The sequence below is a fragment of the Streptomyces sp. NPDC001985 genome (assembly GCF_040296845.1).
Classification (GTDB): domain Bacteria; phylum Actinomycetota; class Actinomycetes; order Streptomycetales; family Streptomycetaceae; genus Streptomyces.
In genome coordinates this window covers 77,822-96,133 of the sequence record NZ_JBEOYB010000005.1, presented here as the reverse complement: position 1 = coordinate 96,133, position 18,312 = coordinate 77,822, and the positions used below count along the sequence as shown (strand labels likewise).

Annotated in this window: 17 protein-coding genes; 5 read left to right on the top strand and 12 right to left on the bottom strand. The window is 71.4% G+C overall.

Going from position 1 to position 18,312, the window contains the following annotated elements; all coding sequences use genetic code 11:
* Window positions 1-128: 128 nt before the first annotated feature.
* Genes hisF through hisD form a run of 7 tightly spaced genes read right to left on the bottom strand, consistent with a single transcriptional unit; the run spans window position 129 to window position 5,471 of the window.
* Entirely contained in the window at window positions 129-884 is a 756-nt protein-coding gene (hisF, locus tag ABT122_RS03560; protein ID WP_351544673.1) for an imidazole glycerol phosphate synthase subunit HisF, read from the bottom strand.
* Entirely contained in the window at window positions 881-1,606 is a 726-nt protein-coding gene (gene priA / locus ABT122_RS03555; RefSeq protein ID WP_351544670.1) for a bifunctional 1-(5-phosphoribosyl)-5-((5-phosphoribosylamino)methylideneamino)imidazole-4-carboxamide isomerase/phosphoribosylanthranilate isomerase PriA, read from the bottom strand. Before priA ends, hisF begins: the two co-directional genes overlap by 4 nt.
* Window positions 1,603-2,244 (bottom strand): imidazole glycerol phosphate synthase subunit HisH, encoded by a 642-nt coding sequence (hisH, locus tag ABT122_RS03550; protein WP_351544668.1) that lies wholly within the window; start codon window positions 2,242-2,244, stop codon window positions 1,603-1,605. The genes priA and hisH overlap by 4 nt, the downstream gene beginning before the upstream one ends.
* On the bottom strand, window positions 2,241-2,405 hold the full coding sequence (locus tag ABT122_RS03545; protein WP_351544665.1) for a CG2302 family histidine operon protein: 165 nt from the start codon (window positions 2,403-2,405) through the stop codon (window positions 2,241-2,243). Before ABT122_RS03545 ends, hisH begins: the two co-directional genes overlap by 4 nt.
* Window positions 2,402-2,995, bottom strand: a complete 594-nt coding sequence (hisB, locus tag ABT122_RS03540) for an imidazoleglycerol-phosphate dehydratase HisB (protein ID WP_351544662.1) — start codon at window positions 2,993-2,995, stop codon at window positions 2,402-2,404. The genes ABT122_RS03545 and hisB overlap by 4 nt, the downstream gene beginning before the upstream one ends.
* Window positions 2,992-4,143: a histidinol-phosphate transaminase gene (locus ABT122_RS03535; protein ID WP_351544659.1), complete on the bottom strand. Its 1,152-nt coding sequence runs from the start codon at window positions 4,141-4,143 to the stop codon at window positions 2,992-2,994. The genes hisB and ABT122_RS03535 overlap by 4 nt, the downstream gene beginning before the upstream one ends.
* Window positions 4,140-5,471: a histidinol dehydrogenase gene (gene hisD, locus ABT122_RS03530; protein WP_351544656.1), complete on the bottom strand. Its 1,332-nt coding sequence runs from the start codon at window positions 5,469-5,471 to the stop codon at window positions 4,140-4,142. The genes ABT122_RS03535 and hisD overlap by 4 nt, the downstream gene beginning before the upstream one ends.
* A 181-nt stretch (window positions 5,472-5,652) precedes the next feature.
* On the opposite strand from hisD, the gene ABT122_RS03525 reads away from it, so the two are divergent.
* From ABT122_RS03525 to ybaK, 4 genes are all read left to right on the top strand, one after another.
* Window positions 5,653-7,254 carry an oxidoreductase gene (locus ABT122_RS03525; protein ID WP_351544653.1) on the top strand — a complete coding sequence of 534 codons (1,602 nt, stop codon included), beginning with the start codon at window positions 5,653-5,655 and terminating at the stop codon, window positions 7,252-7,254.
* 223 nt (window positions 7,255-7,477) lie between these two features.
* The gene (locus ABT122_RS03520) at window positions 7,478-8,521 is read left to right on the top strand and encodes a hypothetical protein (protein WP_351544650.1); all 1,044 of its coding nucleotides are present in this window, start codon (window positions 7,478-7,480) and stop codon (window positions 8,519-8,521) included.
* Window positions 8,522-8,532: 11 nt separating this feature from the next.
* A complete protein-coding gene (locus ABT122_RS03515; protein WP_351544647.1) occupies window positions 8,533-9,273 on the top strand; it encodes an LON peptidase substrate-binding domain-containing protein in 741 nt (246 codons plus the stop codon).
* A gap of 179 nt (window positions 9,274-9,452) precedes the next feature.
* Window positions 9,453-9,947 carry a Cys-tRNA(Pro) deacylase gene (ybaK, locus tag ABT122_RS03510; protein ID WP_351544644.1) on the top strand — a complete coding sequence of 165 codons (495 nt, stop codon included), beginning with the start codon at window positions 9,453-9,455 and terminating at the stop codon, window positions 9,945-9,947.
* Between the two features lie 418 nt (window positions 9,948-10,365).
* Here ybaK and ABT122_RS03505 read toward each other — a convergent pair whose 3' ends face one another.
* The 4 genes from ABT122_RS03505 to ABT122_RS03490 are packed head-to-tail and all read right to left on the bottom strand — an operon-like array spanning window position 10,366 to window position 14,104.
* A complete protein-coding gene (locus tag ABT122_RS03505; protein ID WP_351544641.1) occupies window positions 10,366-10,992 on the bottom strand; it encodes a DUF2567 domain-containing protein in 627 nt (208 codons plus the stop codon).
* A 34-nt stretch (window positions 10,993-11,026) separates the two neighbouring features.
* A complete protein-coding gene (locus ABT122_RS03500) occupies window positions 11,027-11,857 on the bottom strand; it encodes an ABC transporter permease (RefSeq protein ID WP_351544638.1) in 831 nt (276 codons plus the stop codon).
* A complete protein-coding gene (locus ABT122_RS03495; RefSeq protein ID WP_351544834.1) occupies window positions 11,854-12,828 on the bottom strand; it encodes an ABC transporter ATP-binding protein in 975 nt (324 codons plus the stop codon). The genes ABT122_RS03500 and ABT122_RS03495 overlap by 4 nt, the downstream gene beginning before the upstream one ends.
* A 37-nt stretch (window positions 12,829-12,865) precedes the next feature.
* Window positions 12,866-14,104 carry an NYN domain-containing protein gene (locus ABT122_RS03490; protein ID WP_351544635.1) on the bottom strand — a complete coding sequence of 413 codons (1,239 nt, stop codon included), beginning with the start codon at window positions 14,102-14,104 and terminating at the stop codon, window positions 12,866-12,868.
* Between the two features lie 355 nt (window positions 14,105-14,459).
* Here ABT122_RS03490 and ABT122_RS03485 point away from each other — a divergent pair, with 355 nt between their 5' ends.
* The gene (locus tag ABT122_RS03485; RefSeq protein ID WP_351544632.1) at window positions 14,460-14,639 is read left to right on the top strand and encodes a hypothetical protein; all 180 of its coding nucleotides are present in this window, start codon (window positions 14,460-14,462) and stop codon (window positions 14,637-14,639) included.
* Window positions 14,640-14,735: 96 nt separating this feature from the next.
* On the opposite strand, the gene dnaE is transcribed toward ABT122_RS03485, so the two are convergent.
* A complete protein-coding gene (dnaE, locus tag ABT122_RS03480; protein WP_351544629.1) occupies window positions 14,736-18,278 on the bottom strand; it encodes a DNA polymerase III subunit alpha in 3,543 nt (1,180 codons plus the stop codon).
* Between the last annotated feature and the right edge of the window lie 34 nt (window positions 18,279-18,312).

Here is an 18,312-nt window from a genome sequence, read left to right as displayed (position 1 = left end):
AGAGGATAGACGGGTTGAACGGCACGCTAACCCGGCCCGCGGGGCGGCTGTACGACGGTTTTAGGACTTCTGTACGTGTAGGGTGCCACGGGTTTGGCCGAAGCCTCCCGCGGCACCGCCGCCACGGCTCAGCGGACCGGGTGACCGGCTTCCCGCAGTGCGTCCTTGACCTGCGCGATGCGCAGATCGCCGAAGTGGAACACCGAGGCGGCCAGCACCGCGTCGGCGCCGGCGGTGATCGCCGGCGGGAAGTGCTCCAGCCGTCCCGCGCCACCGCTGGCGATCACCGGGACGCTCACCAGGGCGCGTACCGCGGCGATCATCTCGGTGTCGTAGCCGTCCTTGGTGCCGTCGGCGTCCATCGAGTTGAGCAGGATCTCACCGGCGCCCAGTTCGGCGGCGCGGTGCGCCCACTCGACCGCGTCGATGCCGGTGCCCCGGCGGCCGCCGTGGGTGGTGACCTCGAAGGAGCCCGACGGGGTGCGGCGGGCGTCGACGGAGAGCACGAGCACCTGGCGGCCGAAGCGCTCGGCGATCTCGCGGATCAGCTCGGGGCGGTCGATGGCGGCGGTGTTGACGCCCACCTTGTCGGCGCCCGCGCGCAGCAGCCGGTCCACGTCGTCGGCCGAGCGGACCCCGCCGCCGACGGTGAGCGGGATGAAGACCTGCTCGGCGGTGCGGCGCACCACGTCGTAGGTGGTCTCCCGGTTCCCGGACGAGGCGGTGATGTCGAGGAAGGTCAGCTCGTCCGCGCCCTCGGCGTCGTAGAGCTTCGCCATCTCGACGGGGTCGCCGGCGTCCCGCAGGTTCTGGAAGTTGACGCCCTTGACGACCCGGCCGTTGTCGACGTCCAGACAGGGGATGACCCGGACGGCGAGGGTCACTCCGCCACCGCCGCGAGCGCTTCCTCCAGGGTGAACGCCTTCGCGTACAGCGCCTTGCCGACGATCGCGCCCTCCACACCCGTGGGGACGAGGGCGGAGATGGCCCGCAGATCGTCCAGCGAGGAGACCCCGCCGGAGGCGACGACGGGCTTGTCGGTGGCGGCGCAGACGTTCTTCAGCAGCTCCAGGTTGGGGCCGAGGAGGGTGCCGTCCTTGGCGATGTCGGTGACGACATAGCGGGCGCAGCCCTCGGAGTCGAGCCGGGCGAGGGTCTCGTAGAGGTCGCCGCCGTCGCGGGTCCAGCCGCGCCCCCGCAGAGTGGTGCCGCGGACATCGAGGCCGACCGCGATCCGGTCGCCGTGCTCGGCGATGACCTTGGCGACCCACTCGGGGCTCTCCAGCGCGGCCGTGCCCAGGTTGACCCGGGTGCAGCCGGTGGCGAGGGCTGCGGCGAGCGAGGCGTCGTCGCGGATGCCGCCGGAGAGTTCCACCCGGATGTCCATGGCGGAGGTGACCTCGGCGATCAGCGAGCGGTTGTCGCCGGTGCCGAAGGCGGCGTCCAGGTCGACCAGGTGCAGCCACTCGGCGCCCGCGCGCTGCCAGGCGAGGGCCGCGTCCAGCGGGGAGCCGTAGGAGGTCTCCGTACCGGACTCTCCGTGGACGAGACGGACGGCCTGGCCGTCGCGGACATCGACGGCGGGGAGGAGTTCGAGCTTGCTCACAGTGTTCCGATCCAGTTGGTCAGCAGCTGGGCGCCGGCGTCGCCGGACTTCTCGGGGTGGAACTGCGTCGCCGACAGCGCGCCGTTCTCCACGGCGGCGACAAAGCGCTCGCCGTGGGTGGCCCAGGTGACCCGGGGGGCGCGGATGACGGGGTTGGTGACTTCCAGATCCCAGTCGCGCACCGCGTAGGAGTGCACGAAGTAGAACCGGTCGCCGGGGTCGATCCCGGCGAAGAGAGTGCTGTCGGCGGGGGTGTCGACGGTGTTCCAGCCCATGTGGGGGACGACCGGGGCCTTGAGCGGGCCGACCGTGCCGGGCCACTCGTCGAGCCCCTCGGTCTCCACCCCGTGCTCGATGCCCCGGGCGAAGAGGATCTGCATGCCGACGCAGATCCCGAGCACCGGCCGGCCGCCGGAGAGCCGGCGCCCGATGATCCACTCGCCCCGGGCGGCGCGCAGTCCGTCCATGCAGGCGGAGAAGGCGCCGACGCCGGGGACGACGAGGCCGTCGGCGTTCATCGCGGTGTCGAAGTCGCGGGTTATCTCGACCTCGGCGCCGACCCGGGCCAGCGCCCGCTCGGCGGAGCGGATGTTGCCGAATCCGTAGTCGAGGACGACGACCTTCCGGGGGGCGCTCATGCCCACACCGTCAGCCGGAGCGCACCTGCGACGAGACACATCGCGGCTCCGATCGCGAGGAGGACGATGACGCCCTTGGGCTGCTCCTGCTTGGCGAAGGAGTACACACCGCCGAGGAGGAAGAGCCCCACGACGATCAGGACGGTGGAGAGGCCGGTCACAGCGCGCCCTTCGTGGAGGGGAGGATTCCGGCGGCGCGCGGGTCGTGCTCGCAGGCGTACCGCAGCGCCCGGGCGAGCGCCTTGAACTGGCACTCGACGATGTGGTGGGCGTTGCGGCCGTACGGGACGTGGACGTGCAGCGCGATCTGCGCCTGGGCGACGAAGGACTCCAGGATGTGCCGGGTCATCGTGGTGTCGTACGAGCCGATCATCGGCGCCATGCGCTCGGGCTCGGTGTGCACCAGATACGGGCGGCCGGAGAGGTCCACGGTGACCTGGGCGAGCGACTCGTCCAGGGGGACGGTGCAGTTGCCGAAGCGGTAGATGCCGACCTTGTCGCCGAGGGCCTGCTTGAAGGCGGCGCCCAGGGCGAGGGCGGTGTCCTCGATGGTGTGGTGCGAGTCGATGTGGAGGTCGCCCTCGGTGCGCACGGTCAGATCGAAGAGCCCGTGGCGGCCGAGCTGGTCGAGCATGTGGTCGTAGAAGCCGACCCCGGTCGAGATGTCGGTCTTCCCGGTGCCGTCGAGATCGACCTCGACGAGCACGGAGGTCTCCTTGGTGGTGCGCTCCACCCTGCCCACGCGGTTCATGCGCTCTGCTCCTTCTTCAACTGACGTACCGCGTCGAGGAACGCGTCGTTTTCGGCAGGGGTGCCCGCGGTGACCCGCAACCGGCCGGGCACACCGTTGTCCCGGACCAGGACGCCCTGGTCGAGAATCCGCTGCCAGGCCTCGTGGGCGTCGGCGAACCGGCCGAACTGGACGAAGTTCGCGTCCGAGTCGGTGACCTCGAATCCGAGGGCGCGCAACTCGGTGACCAGGCGGTCCCGCTCGGTCTTCAGCTGCTCGACGTACCCCAGCAGCGTATCGGTGTGCTCCAGCGCGGCGAGCGCGGTGGCCTGGGTGACGGCGGAGAGGTGGTACGGCAGCCGGACGAGCTGGACGGCGTCGACCACGGCCGGGTGGGCCGCGAGATAGCCGAGCCGGAGCCCGGCGGCGCCGAACGCCTTGGACATCGTCCGGGAGACGACCAGGTGGGGACGGCCCTCGATGAGCGGGAGCAGCGAGGGGCGGTGGCTGAACTCGACATACGCCTCGTCCACCACCACCAGCGACGGGCGGGCCGCCTGGGCCGCCTCGTACAGCGCGAGCACCGTGTCGGCCGCGACGGCGGTGCCGGTGGGGTTGTTGGGCGAGGTGATGAAGACCACCTCGGGCCGGTGCTCGGCGATGGCACGGCAGGCCGCCGCGACATCGACGGTGAAGTCGTCATCGCGGGGGCCGGAGATCCAGCCGGTGCCGGTGCCCCGGGAGATCAGCGCGTGCATCGAGTACGAGGGCTCGAAGCCGATGGCGGTCCGGCCGGGGCCGCCGAAGGTCTGGAGCAGCTGCTGGATGACCTCGTTGGACCCGTTGGCCGCCCAGACGTTCCGCACCCCGACGGAGTGCCCGGTGGTGCGGGTCAGATACGCGGCGAGGCCGGTGCGCAGCTCGATCGCGTCCCGGTCGGGGTAGCGGTTGAGGCCGCGCGCGGCCTCCCGCACCCGCTCGGCGATGCGCTCGACGAGCGGCTCGGGCAGGGGGTAGGGGTTCTCGTTGGTGTTCAGCTGGACGGGGACGTCCAGCTGGGGGGCGCCGTACGGGGACTTGCCGCGCAGCTCCTCACGGACGGGAAGCTCCTCGCGGACGGGGGACTTCTCGCGGACGGGAGACTTCTCGCGGGCGGGCGGCTCGGTCACTTGCTCGGTACCTTCCATCCGAAGCGCGCCTTCAGGGCGGCTCCGTGCGCGGGCAGATCCTCCGCCTCGGCGAGGGTGACGACGTGGTGGGTCACCTCGGCGAGGGCGTCGCGGGTGTAGTCCACGAGGTGGATGCCGCGGAGGAAGGACTGGACGGAGAGCCCCGAGGAGTGGCAGGCGCAGCCGCCGGTCGGCAGGACGTGGTTGGAGCCCGCGCAGTAGTCGCCGAGCGAGACGGGCGCGTAGGGGCCGATGAAGACCGCGCCGGCGTTGCGCACCCGGGCGGCGACCGCGGCGGCGCCGGCGGTCTGGATCTCCAGGTGCTCGGCGCCGTAGGCGTTGACGACGCGCAGCCCCTCCTCCACTCCGTCGACCAGGACGATCGCGGACTGTGTGCCGGAGAGGGCGGGCACGATGCGGTCCTCGACGTGCCGGGTGGCCGCGATCTGCGGGACCAGCTCCCGCTCCACCGCGTCCGCCAGCGCGGGCGAGTCGGTGACCAGCACGGCGGCGGCCATCGGGTCGTGCTCGGCCTGGCTGATCAGATCGGCGGCGACATGGACCGGGTCGGCCGTGGCGTCCGCGAGGACGGCGATCTCGGTGGGGCCGGCCTCGGTGTCGATGCCGATCCGGCCGGTGAAGTAGCGCTTGGCGGCGGCGACCCAGATGTTGCCGGGGCCGGTGACCATGTTCGCGGGCGGGCAGCCGTCGGGGCCGGTGGTGCCGTACGCGAACATCGCGACGGCCTGGGCGCCGCCCACCGCGTACACCTCGTCGACGCCGAGGAGGGCGCAGGCGGCGAGGATGGTCGGGTGGGGCAGACCGCCGTGGTCCTTCTGCGGCGGGGAGGCGAGCGCGATGGACTCGACACCGGCCTCCTGCGCCGGGACCACATTCATGATCACGGAGGAGGGGTAGACGGACCGGCCGCCCGGCGCGTAGAGACCCACGCGCTCGACCGGGACCCACTTCTCGGTGACGGTGCCACCGGGGACGACCTGGGTGGTGTGCTCGCCGCGGCGCTGGGCGCGGTGGACGATCCTGGCGCGCCGGATGGACTCCTCCAGCGCCGCCCTGACCTCGGGGTCCAGCCCCGCCAGTGCGGTGGCGAGCGCGGTGGCGGGGACCCTGACCCGCTCCAGGGTGACGCCGTCGAACCTCTCCGCGTACTCGATCAGCGCCGCCGTGCCGCGATGATGCACGTCCTCGCAGATGGGCCGCACCTTCTCCAGGGCGGCTTCCACGTCGAACTCGGCACGGGGCAGCAGGGCGCGCAGGGCGGCCCCCTCGGGGAGGGCATCGCCGCGCAGATCGATTCGGGAAATCACACGGCCAATTCTCGCAGACCCGATTCGACTGCCGTTCGCCGTATCACTGGCTGATACACACCCCAGGGTGCTCCCGCATATTCCATGACCACTAGCGTTCACCCGGTCACTCAGCGGGAAGAACGACTGTACGACACGTTGAGTGAGCGCCGGTGCACGCAGAGGAAGCGGAGGAGCGGCCTTGACAGAGCCGCCGGACGAGGGACCCCCGGACGGGCTCAGCCCGACCGAACAGCGCATGTGGAACGCCTTCCGGAATGGGAGCACCTACGACCTGAGCGATCCCGACCCCCTGCTGAACGACCCCTTCTCGCCCCGCCGCTGGGGCCCCGAGCGCAGTGTCCGGGCCTCGATCGTGGCCCGGCTGCTGCTGAGCGGACCGGAGCCGCACCCCGGGCGGGTCGCGGCGCTGAAGCTGCGCGGCGGGCAGATCACCGGCACGCTCAAGCTGGCCGGCGGCAGCGTCTCCCCCTATGTCGAGCTGAGCGGCTGCCGGTTCGAGAACGAGATCTGGCTGCCGGAGACGCACTTCACGACCGTGCGCATGGTGGGCTGCGCGATTCCGCGGATCGAGGCGGCCCGGCTGCGCACCGAGGGCGATCTGCATCTGCCGCGCTGCCGGGTGGAGCACGGCATCCGGCTCACCGACGCGCAGATCGGCACGGATCTGCTGATCAACCAGATCCATGTGCGGCCGGACCGCCGGGGCCGGGCGATCACGGCGGACGGCCTCTCGGTGGCGCAGGACTTACAGGCGGAGCTGATCGAGACGTACGGGGAGGTGAGTCTGCGCGGCGCGAAGGTCGGGGTCTCCCTGAGCCTGCGCGGCAGCCGGCTGCGGGCCGCCGCCGAGCGCCGGGCGCTCAACGCCCCCCAGCTGACGGTCGAGCGGACGCTGTACATGACCGGTGCCTGGGTGAGCGAGACCACCGGCGACCAGAACGCCACTCCCCCGTTCGGCATCCCGCTGGGCGACGCGCGGCGGCGCAACACCCGGCTCCGGCCCTTCGAGTGCTACGGCGGGGTGCGTCTGGACGATGGCCGGTTCGGGGACGCGGTGGATCTGCACCGGGCGCGCTTTGTGCTCAGCCCCGGGGAGGAGCTGTCGCTGCGCCGGATAGTCAGCCCCGAACTGCGGTTCAACGCCCAGCGCCCCGAGGAGGGCCGGGTCGTGCTGAACGGGGCGAAGGTGGTGACCCTGGTCGATCTGGCGGCGAGCTGGCCGGGGCCCGGGGGCCTGGCGATGGGCGGCTTCGTCTACGAGAACCTCGTGCCGTACGAGGACTTCCCGCTCAGCCGCCGGCTGGAGTGGGTGGCGTCGGCGACGCCGGAGTACTCCCCGGAGCCGTACGAGCGGCTGGCGACCGTGCTCCGCAACAGCGGGGAGGACGCGGACGCGCGGGAGGTGCTGCTGACCAAGCAGCGCCGCCGCCGCGAGACGCTGCCGCTGGCGGCGAAGCTGTGGGGCTTCCTCCAGGACTGGACCGTGGCGTACGGCTACCGGCCGGGGCGGGCCGCGCTGTGGATGGCGGTGGTGTGGGCGGCGGGGGCGCTCGCCTTCTCCCGGGTCGACCCGGCCCCCATCAAGAAGGAGGAGCACCCGGAGTGGAACGCCCCGCTCTACGCGCTGGATCTGCTCATCCCGGTGATCAACCTCGGCCAGGACGGGTACTGGCGGCTGGAGGGGCACTGGCAGTGGGCCGCCGCGGTGCTGGTGATGCTGGGGTGGATTCTGGCGACGACGGTGGCGGCGGGGGCGACGAGGCTGCTGAACCGGGGATGAGCCGGGGATGCGCCGGGGGCCGTGAGGTGCGGCCGGGGCCTGGCGGGCGGCCGGGAGTGGCGGGCCGGGCGGTGAGCGCGTGCCCCGGCGGACGGCGGGGGCGCCCTTCCTCACGGCGGGGGCGCTTTTCTTTACAGTCTCTTGGCTTGCGTCAGGACAACCATCCCGCCGCCACCAAAGCTTCACAGCCACCCTCTGGCGCCGCCCCCACCTGCGGTTTTCAATGGTCCGCACCATGTCATTGCCGAGAGCACTGCTTCGCACCCTGCGCATGATCCGCCATTCGCCGCGGCTGGCCGAGGGACTGCCACCCGGCGAGGAGGTGCTGCTCGACGCGCCCGATGAACGGATCGGGCCGGCCCTGGTGGCCGCGGCCCTGGGCGAGTACGAACCGGCGGCCAAGCTGCTGGCGACCACCCGGGAGGCGGCGGAGTGGGAGAACCGCGACCGGTATGTGATGCGGCTCGCGGTCTTCGCGTACTCCCGGGGCGAGTGGCTCGGCTCCTGGCTGGCCGCCGCGCCGCACGACCCGGACGCGCTGACCGTCAAGGCGGAGCTGGCGGTGCGGCGGGCGTGGGAGTCGCCCGCACGGGTGGAGCGGCTGCGCGAGATCGGTCCGCTGATCGGCGCGGCGGCAGCGGCGGCCCCCGGCGATCCCGTGCCCTGGCGGATCGCCCTGGACCACGCCCGCGGCACCCATGCCGGGCACACCGCGTTCGAGGGGCTGTGGGAACAGGCGGTGCGCCGTTCGCCGCACCACTACGGCTGCCATGTGGCGGCCCTGCGCTATCTCTCGGCGCAGTGGCACGGCTCGCACCGGGAGTGCTTCGACTTCGCCGAGCAGGCGGCGGCGGACGCGCTGCCGGGGTCGCTGGTGCAGGCGCTGCCGGTGCGGGCGGCCTTCGCCAGGATCGAGAACGAGGGGTTCGGGACCGCGGCGAAGCCGGTATCGGCGCTGGAGGCCGAGCGGATCGACCGCGCGGCCGATCTGGCGGCGGCGCTCTCCGCCGGATACCCGGCGGCGGACCCCTGGCCGGCCGAGGTGCGCAATCTCACCGCGTACATCCTGGTCAGACGGGGGCGGTGGGAGGCGGCGCTGGAGCAGTTCCGGCTGATCGGGCCGTACGCGACCTCGTTCCCGTGGAACCGGTTCTCGGATGATCCGCTCGGACAGTTCCTGGACGCGCGGGACGGGGTACGGATCGAGCTGGCGTCCCGGACACCTCTGCGGTCCCGTACCGGACGAAGCGGCCCCGCGGGCCATTAGGCTAGACCGTTGTGACCACCGCACGGCTCCCGCTCTTTCCGCTGAACTCGGTACTGTTCCCGGGGCTCGTCCTGCCCCTGAACGTCTTCGAGGAGCGCTACCGCGCCATGATGCGCGAACTGCTCAAGACGGATGATTCCGAACCGCGTCTGTTCGCCGTGGTCGCCATCCGCGACGGCCGCGAGACCGCGGCGACGGCGCCCGGCCTGCCCGACCCGACCGCGCTGCCCGAGCGCGGCCCCGCGGCGGGCTTCGGGGACGATCCCCTCCAGGTGTTCCACCCGGTGGCGTGTGTCGCGGACGCGGCGACGATCCGCGAGCGCGAGGACGGCACCTTCGAGGTGCTCGCCACCGGTACGACCCGGGTGCGGCTGCTCTCCGTCGACGCGAGCGGGCCCTTCCTCACCGCCGAGGTGGAGGAGATCCCCGAGGCGACCGGCGAGGGCGCGGGCGCCCTGGCCGAAGGGGTGCTGCGGGCCTTCCGGAGCTACCAGAAACGGCTGGCCGGGGCGCGCGAGCGGACCCTGTCGACCGGCGCGGAGCTGCCGGACGACCCGTCCGTGGTGTCGTATCTGGTCGCGGCGGCGGCGGTGCTGGACACGCCCGCCAAGCAGCGGCTGCTGGAGGCGCCGGACACGGCGGGGCGGCTGCGGGAGGAACTGGAGCTGCTCCGCGCGGAGACGGCGGTGATCCGGCATCTGCCGTCGCTGCCCGCGGTGAATCTGACCCAGGCACCGACCAACCCCAACTGAACCAGGAGACCGCCCGGGGAGTTCCTTTCGGATCGGGCCGGATCGGTGAGCGGGGTCCGGTGCCATGGATCGCGAGGCGGAGGAGGGAGCCCACGCGGAGCGTCGGCGACGGACGACGAGACGGCGAGGCACGGTGCCGGGGCTCGCGAGCCCCGGCAGGATCCGAAAGAGACGGCCCAGTGGCGAGGAAGTCCGGAAAGCAGGGGGGCACCCCGGCGACGGTGGCGCTGACGGCGGCGGGCGCGCCGTTCACGGTGCACGCGTACGAGCACGACCCGTCGGCCGCGTCGTACGGCGATGAGGCGGCCGAGGCGATGGGGGTGGCGCCGGAGCGGGTGTTCAAGACGCTGGTGGCCGAGGTGGACGGAGAGCTGACGGTCGCGGTGGTCCCGGTGGCGGGGCGGCTGGATCTGAAGGCGCTGGCGGCGGCCGTCGGCGGGAAGCGGGCGGCGATGGCGGACCCGGCGGCGGCGGAGCGCGTCACCGGGTACGTCCGGGGCGGGATCTCACCGCTGGGCCAGCGGAAGCGGCTGCCGACGGTGCTGGACGAGTCGGCCTCGGAGCACTCCACGATCTGTGTCTCGGCGGGGAGGCGGGGGCTGGAGGTGGAGGTGGCGCCCGGGGATCTGGTGGGGTTGACGGGGGCGGTGCTGGCGAGGATCGGGCGGGTGTAGGGGTCGACGGGGAGGGGTTCCTCCGGTATTCCCGTAGGGACGCCCACCGAGGAGGCCCTCCGTGTCCAAGCGCACCCGCAAACGCAAGTGGCGCACCCGCAAGGCCAACCACGGCCGCCGCCCGGCGTAGCCCCGCCGGCGATGAAGGCGGGGAGGGTCGGGGGCAGGCCCGCGACCGCGGCCCGCCGCGCCGTGCGGGTCTCCCGAGGTGCGGGGTCCGTCCTCAAACGCCGGACGGGCTGAAATACCCCACCCCCACCAGGAACACCCCTCGAACCGGCCCAGTCAGCCCAGACCACCCAAATCCCCGGGCCCCCCGCAGATCACCGCAGCGGCAGAAAACAGCCCCGCCGGCGACGGAGGCGCGGGGGCTCGGGGACAGGCCCCCGACCGTCGCCCGCGCCGTGCGAGGGGAGGCTCAGGAAGTGGGAGGGGCATCCCAGGGCGGGAGCGCCGGAGCGGGGTCCGGGTCCTTCGGGGTGAAGAAGGCCGTGAGGGTCAGATGGGTGAGCATCGCCGCGAGCGGCCACGCGAGCAGCATCCCCTTCGCCCCCAGCTTCAGCGGCGCGTCAAAGGTCACCCCCTTCCCCACCTCCTTCGCGTGGGCCACCACATCCGCCGTCGGCCCCCACCACACCCCCACCCGCCACGCCAGCAGCGACCCCAGCGCCCCGCCCAGCGCCAGCCCCACGACCAGGACGATCCCGCCGCGCCGCCGGTACCAGTACACCGCCGCCGCGCTCACCACCCCGAAGCCGATCCCCAGCAGCGCGAAGACGCTGTCCGCCCCCACCGCCGCCTCGCCCTCGGTGTTCTTCAGGAAGACGGCCTTGCCGTCGGAGATCAGCGGCACCCTCGGTGCCAGCCAGAGCCACAGCAGGCCCAGCGCCACGCCGAGCGCGGCCACGGCCACCATGACCAGCGCGCCGTCCCGGGCCTCGGCCCGGAGCCCGGGGTCGCCGGCGGTCCCGTCCGCCGGGCCGGGCGGGGGCGGAGCCTGCCAGGAGTCGTCGTTCGGCGGCGGCGGAGTCAGAGGTGCGGTCACCCGGCCATCGTGCCAGGCGGGCGCGGTCCGCGCCTCACCGGACCGCCGCCCGCCGGTACGCCCAGGTGGCGACCGCCAGCGACACCACACCCACCACGGCGCAGACCGTCAGATCGAGCGCGACGCCCGCCCAGTCCGGGCTGCTCTCGAACGTCCTGGCCAGCGCCTCCACACCGTAGGTGGAGGGCAGCAGATCACGCGCGTACGAGATGACCGCGGGCATCCGGTCGGCCGGCAGCACCCCGAGCAGCAGCGCCGCCGACATCCCCAACTGGCCCAGCAGTGTGGCGAGTTCCTGGCGCGGCGCCAGCAGCCCCAGCGCGGCGCCGAGGCCCGCGAGGGCCGCCCCGGCGAGCGGGATCACCGCGACCAGCACCCAGAGATGCGTCATCGGCAGCGAGAAGAGCACACTGCCGGCCACCGCGGTCACGATGGTGCCGGGCACGGTGAAGGAGGCGTACGCCCCCGCCGCGCCGAGCACCACGGCCGCGGGCGGCACGGGCAGGGTGGCGTAGTGGTCCAGGCCGCCGCTCGCCCGCAGCTGCCCGAAGTACTGGGCGAGGAGGTTGAGTGCGACAAACGCGACGACCAGCACGGAGGAGCCGGCCACCACGGCCCGCGCCTCGTCCCCGCCGTCGACGACCCCCCGCATCAGGACCATGATCCCGACCGACTGGAAGGTCGCCACGAAGAGCAGCGGGATGCGGGCGACCCGCGCCCGCGACAACTGGGCGCGGTAGACCGCGCCCATCGCGGGAAACAGCCGGGCCCGGGGCGCGAGCGGCGCGGCGGCCATGGCCTCCGGCACCTCGATCCCCCTGGTCCTCGTCCTCCCGGACACCGCCTCCACGGGCACGATGCTCACGCCTTGACCAGCCCCTTCGTCGCGTTCCCCCCGAGCGCCAGATACACGTCCTCCAGGCTGGGCGTCGCCAGCGTGAAGTCGTCGAGCGCCGCGAAGGCCGCGCCGCCCGTCACCGCGGCGACCGCGGCCCGTGCCTCGTCCGGCGCGAGCCTGAGCACCCAGCGGCGCCCGGACTCCTGCGCGGAGCCGCGGAGCGCGGCCACCTCCGGCACATCCAGCGGTGCGCGCTCGCGCCACACCAGTTCCACCCGTACCTCACCCGCGATTCGTTCCTTGAGCCCACTGGGGGTGTCACAGGCGATCACCCGGCCCCGTTCGAGCACGGCGACCCGGTCGAGCACGGTCTCCGCCTCGATCACATTGTGGGTGACGAGAAGGACGGTCGTGCCGTACCGCTCCCGTCTGCGGTCCACCGCGCCCCAGACCGCGCGCCGGGCCACGGGGTCCATCCCGGCCGTGGGCTCGTCCAGGACGAGCAGCGGGCGCCGGCCGACCAGCGTGGCGGCGAAGCAGGCCAGCCGGCGCTGTCCGCCGGAGAGCCGCTTGAGCGGGCGCCCGGCCAGCTCGGTCAGCCCCAGTTCCTCCAGTACGGCGTCCCGCTCGGCGCGGGCGTCCCGGGTGGTCAGCCCGCGCAGCCGCCCGGTGGTCTCGGCGGCGAGGGCGACGGTCAGCTCGTCGAGTGCCGTGGACTCCTGTCCGAGATAGCCGATGAGCCGCGCCGCCCGCTCGGGGTGGCGCACGAGATCGTGGCCGAGCACCTCGACGCTGCCCGAGTCGGGCCGCATCAGACCGGTGAGCTGGCGGACGAGAGTGGATTTCCCGGCTCCGTTCGGGCCGAGCAGTCCGAAGATCTCACCGCCCTCGACTTCCAGGCTGATGCCGTCCGTTGCCCGGACCTCCGGCGTCGCCGGGACTCCTCTGCGGGCGCGCGCGGCAGGGTACGTCTTCACCAGTCGCCGCACTACGCACACCGTACTCACGAGGTACGAGAGTACGGGGTCGCGCTCGCTACTCCCCCGCGGGGGCGTGTTCGGCGGCGGCCCGTACATCGATCTCCCGCCAGAATCCGGCGCGGATCGCATAGCGGTCGTGCTCGTCGATCTGGTCGTCCTTGTGCGCGAGGAGGCCGAACCGTGCCGCGTACCGGAGCAGTTCACCGTCGATGCGGTGGGGAATGCGCGGGTACATCGTGGACAGCTTCTGGACGTGCCCGGTCTCGGTCAGCCGTTCCATCCAGCGCCGGGCGAAGACCTGGCCGACCTCGAAAGGGTCCCCGCCGACGGTGGTGATGTCCTCCTCGCGGTCGGCCCAGCGCTGCTCGGCGCTGGTGAGCTGGGCGAGGGTGGGCAGGGACGCGGTCTCGGCCGGCTCCCCCAGCGGCCCGGCGCCCGGCCGCTCCACCCAGCCCTTGTCGGAGGACCAGCGCAGGGTGGCGCTCGCCGGGTGGTGCGGGGTGTGGCTGCCCGGGGCGCGCAGGCTCGCGAGGTCCTTGGGGGTGGGCACCCCCTTGGCGGCCGCGGGGGCGGGAGCCGCCGGGGGCCCGTCCGGCGGGGCGGGCCGCGAGCCGTTGCGGGGGGTATCGCCGCCGGCGGCCTGGGCGGCGGCGAGGGCCGACTCGGGCAGCGGGGCGGAGAGGATGGCCGCGATCTCCGGCCGGGGCACGGGCGGCGGCGCGCAGACCCCGCTCAGCTCCTTGGCCCGGACCGCGGTGGTGATCCAGGCCCGGTCGAGCACCCGGCGCTCATCCGCCTCGGCGACCAGGTCCTCCGACTGGTTGTAGTCGCCGTCGGCGGCCTGCACCGCCCAGAGGTGGACGGCGACGCCGTGCTCCTTCGCGGACATCAGACCGGGCAGCAGATCGCCGTCCCCGGTCACGAGCACCACATCGGAGCAGGCGCGGTTTCTGGCCAGCTCGGTCAGTTCGGCGTGCATGGCCGCATCCACCCCCTTCTGCGCCCAGCGGCCGTCGCTGCGGGTGAGCGCGCCCAGCCGGACCGTCACCCGGGGCATCACCCGCAGTCGGCGGTGCTCCGGCTGGGGCACTCGGTCGGGGGCGCCGTCGAACCAGTAGATGCGCAGCAGGGGGCGTTCCGTGTCGGCCTCCGCGAGTTCACGCAGGCCCAGGATGAGGGCGGCGTGGTCGACGGTGATCCGGGAACGTGTCGGTTCCCCGGCGAGCAGGCTCGCGGCGGCGCCGAGCAGATAGCCGGCGTCCACCAGCACAACGCAACGGTCCACGCGCTCCACCCTCTTTCGGGTACTCAGAGGTCCTGGGGACTGGGAAATCGGGGAAATGCCTGAAGATCTGAGAAAGTGAAGAATCGATCTTGGGAAATCTGAGAGATCCGGCGGTTCCGGGGAATCGAGGAACGTACACACCCCGGGTACGGTTCCGGACCGGGGATTGTTCCGGGTTTCCTTCGAGTCTGCCCGACGGGATGAGGGTTAACGGCCGGAACTCGATCATCGGCGTGGCGAAACCTCGCCAGACGTCGATGACAAGGGGCCCTTACCCACCGCAATGATCCAAAATGCGACTCATCGTCCCGTATGTGAATCTGGTCGCGGCCCTGGCCCCGAGAACCCCCGATGGAGGCACACCATGGCCAAGAACAAGAATCGCAAGGGCAGTCATCAGCAGGACCGCTCCAGCGCCGCGGAACGCGGCAAGGAGGAGGCCAGGTCGACGGCGTTCGAGACCCAGAACCAGCCCCAGTCGCAGGCGCAGGGCAGCCCGTCGGATGTCGCCCGGAAGCACCAGCGGCGCTTCGGCCACAACTGACGCCATCCCTGACGCCCGCCCCGGCGGAGCCGTGGACGCACGGAAGGGGCGCGCCCGTACCGACGGGCGCGCCCCTTCCGTGTGCCGGTCTGCCGGTCAGCCCGCCAGGCAGGCCGGGCCGAGCAGCACCTTCAGATCGCCGAAGAGCGCCGGGTCCGGCTGCACCCGGTGCCGGTCGAGCCGGAGCACCGTGGTGGAGCGGGGGCCCTGGAGCTTGATCCGCACCTCGGTGTTGCCCCGGTGGTGGCTGAGGATCTCCCCGAGCCGGGTCACCATCGGCGGGGTGACCTTCACGGTGGGGATGGTGACGACCACCGGGGCGTTGGTGCCCGCCGACGAGAGATCGGGGACCATCAGCTCCATGGCGACGAGACGGGGCACGTCCTCGCGCTTGTCGAGGCGCCCCTTGACGAAGACGACGGTGTCCTCGACGAGCTGGGTGGAGACGAGCTGGTAGGTCGCGGGGAAGAACATGCACTCCAGCGACCCGGCGAGGTCCTCCACGGTGGCGATCGCCCAGGCGTTGCCCTGCTTGGTCATCTTCCGCTGGAGGCCGGAGATGATCCCGCCGATGGTCACCACCGCGCCGTCCGCGTGCTCACCGCCGGTGAGCTGGGAGATGGAGGCGTCGGACTTGTCGGAGAGGACGTGTTCGATGCCGAAGAGCGGGTGGTCGGAGACATACAGCCCGAGCATTTCCCGCTCCTGGGCCAGCAGATAGGACTTGTCCCACTCCACATCGGAGAATTCGATGTCCAGGCCGAAACCGGGCTCGTCGGGCGCGTCCGCGTCGCCCATCCCGCCGAAGAGGTCGAACTGCCCCTCGGCCTCCTTGCGCTTCACCGCCACCACGTTGTCGATCATCGGCTCGTGGTGGGCGACCAGCCCCTTGCGGGTGTGGCCCATCTCGTCGAAGGCGCCGGCCTTGATCAGCGACTCCACCGTCCGCTTGTTGCAGACGACGGCCTCCACCTTGTCCAGGAAGTCGGGGAACGAGGCGTATTTCCCCTTGGCCTTGCGGCAGCGGATGATCGAATCGACGACATTCGTGCCGACATTCCGTACCGCTGTGAGACCGAAGAGGATCACGTCGTCGCCCTGGGCGGCGAAGTTCGACTGGGATTCGTTCACATTGGGCGGCAGCACCTTGATGCCCATGCGGCGGCACTCATTGAGATAGACCGCCGATTTGTCCTTGTCGTCCTTCACCGAGGTCAGCAGCGCGGCCATGTACTCGGCCGGGTAGTTCGCCTTCAGATAGGCGGTCCAGTAGGTGACCAGGCCGTAGGCCGAGGAGTGGGCCTTGTTGAAGGCGTATCCGGCGAAGGGGACCAGCACGTCCCACAGGGCCTGGATCGCCTCGTCGGAGTAGTTGTTCTCGCGCGCGCCGGCCTGGAAGATCGTGAAGTTCTTCGCCAGCTCCTCGGGCTTCTTCTTGCCCATGACGCGGCGGAGGATATCGGCCTCGCCGAGCGAGTACCCGGCGATGATCTGGGCGGCCTTCTGGACCTGCTCCTGGTAGACGATCAGGCCGTGGGTGATGTCCAGGACCTCCCGGAGCGGCTCCTCCAGCTCCGGGTGGATCGGGGTGATCTCCTGCTGCTTGTTCTTGCGCAGGGCGTAGTTGGTGTGGGAGTTCATTCCCATCGGGCCCGGCCGGTAGAGGGCCGAGACGGCGGAGATGTCCTCGAAGTTGTCGGGTTTCATCAGCCGCAGCAGCGAGCGCATCGGCCCGCCGTCGAACTGGAAGACGCCGAGGGTGTCGCCCCGGCAGAGCAGTTCGAAGGTGGGGGCGTCGTCGAGGGGGAGAGCGAGCATCTCCAGGTCGACGCCCTTGTTGGCCTTCACCATCTTGATGGCGTCGTCCATGATCGTGAGGTTGCGCAGACCGAGGAAGTCCATCTTCAGCAGTCCGAGCGACTCGCACTGCGGATAGTCCCACTGGGTGATGGTGACGCCGTCGGTGTGGCGGACCCAGACCGGCGCGTGGTCCGTGATGGTCTCGCTGGACATGATCACGCCGGCCGCGTGCACACCCATCTGCCGGACCAGGCCCTCGACGCCCTTGGCGGTGTCGATGACCTTCTTCACATCCGGTTCGTTCTCGTACATCGCGCGGATCTCGCCCGCCTCGCTGTAGCGCGGGTGCGAGGGGTCGGTGATGCCGGAGAGGTCGATGCCCTTGCCGAGGACATCGGCGGGCATGGCCTTGGTGAGCCGGTCGCCCATGGCGTACGGATAGCCGAGGACCCGGGCCGAGTCCTTGATCGCGTTCTTCGCCTTGATCTTTCCGTAGGTGCCGATCATGGCGACCTTGTCGGCGCCGTACTTCTCGGTCACATAGCGGATGACCTCCACGCGCCGGCGCTCGTCGAAGTCGATGTCGACATCGGGCATGGAGACACGCTCGGGGTTGAGGAACCGCTCGAAGATCAGCCCGTGCTCGATCGGGTCGAGGTCGGTGATCCCCATCGCGTAGGAGACGATCGAGCCGGCGGCCGAGCCGCGGCCGGGGCCCACCGCGATGCCCTGGTTCTTCGCCCACATGATGAAGTCGGCGACCACCAGGAAGTACCCCGGGAACCCCATCTTGATGATGACGTCCATCTCGTACTCCGCCTGCTTCTGGCGGTCCTCCGGAACGCCGCCGGGGAAGCGGCGCTCCATGCCGACCCGGACCTCCTCCCGGAACCAGGAGACCTCGGTGTATCCCTCGGGGATGTCGAACCTGGGCATCAGGTTCCGCTCCTGGAACATGCCCTCGGTGTCGATCTGCTGCGCCACCAGCAGGGTGTTGCGGCAGCCCTCCTGCCAGGCGTCCGACGAGTCCACCGCGTACATCTCGTCGGTGGACTTGAGGTAGTAGCCCGTGCCGTCGAAACGGAACCGGTCCGGGTCGGAGAGGTTCTTGCCCGTCTGGATGCAGAGCAGCGCGTCGTGCGCCGTCGCCTCGCTCGCGTAGGTGTAGTGCGAGTCATTGGTCACCAGGGGCGGGATGTCCAGCTTCCGCCCGATCTCCAGCAGCCCGTCCCGCACCCGGCGCTCGATCTCGATCCCGTGGTCCATCAGCTCCAGGAAGTACCGCTCCTTCCCGAAGATGTCCTGGTACTCCGACGCCGCCTTCAGCGCCTCGTCGAACTGACCCAGCCGCAGCCGTGTCTGGAGCTCACCGGAGGGGCACCCGGTGGAGGCGATCAGGCCCTCCGACCACTGGGCGATCGTCTCCTTGTCCATCCGCGGCCACTTCTGGAGCCACCCCTCCGCGTACGCGTCCGAGGAGAGCCGGAAGAGATTGTGCAGCCCCGTCTTGTTCGCCGCCCAGATCGTCTTATGCGTATAACCACCGGAACCGGAGACATCGTCCCGCTTCTGGTGCGGCTGTCCCCACTGGATCTTCCGCTTCGTCCGCCGCGACTCGGGCGCCACATACGCCTCGATGCCGATGATCGGTGTCACACCGGCCTTCTTCGCCGTGTGGAAGAAGTCGTAGGCGCCGTGGAGATTGCCGTGGTCCGTCATCGCGATGTGCGACATGCCCATCTCATTGCAGGCCGCGAACATGTCCTTCAACCGCGCCGCACCGTCCAGCAGCGAGTACTGGGTGTGCACATGCAGATGCGTGAACGGCGGTTTGGTCACGGCGGGGGCCTCCAGAGAAACGGGCGACGGCAGG

Coding starts and splice junctions, on each gene's coding strand:
- ABT122_RS03485 (WP_351544632.1), top strand. CDS start 14,460: ATGGCCAAGAACAAGAATCGCAAGGGCAGTCATCAGCAGGACCGCTCC.
- hisB (WP_351544662.1), bottom strand. CDS start 2,995: ATGAACCGCGTGGGCAGGGTGGAGCGCACCACCAAGGAGACCTCCGTG.
- ABT122_RS03520 (WP_351544650.1), top strand. CDS start 7,478: ATGGTCCGCACCATGTCATTGCCGAGAGCACTGCTTCGCACCCTGCGC.
- hisH (WP_351544668.1), bottom strand. CDS start 2,244: ATGAGCGCCCCCCGGAAGGTCGTCGTCCTCGACTACGGATTCGGCAAC.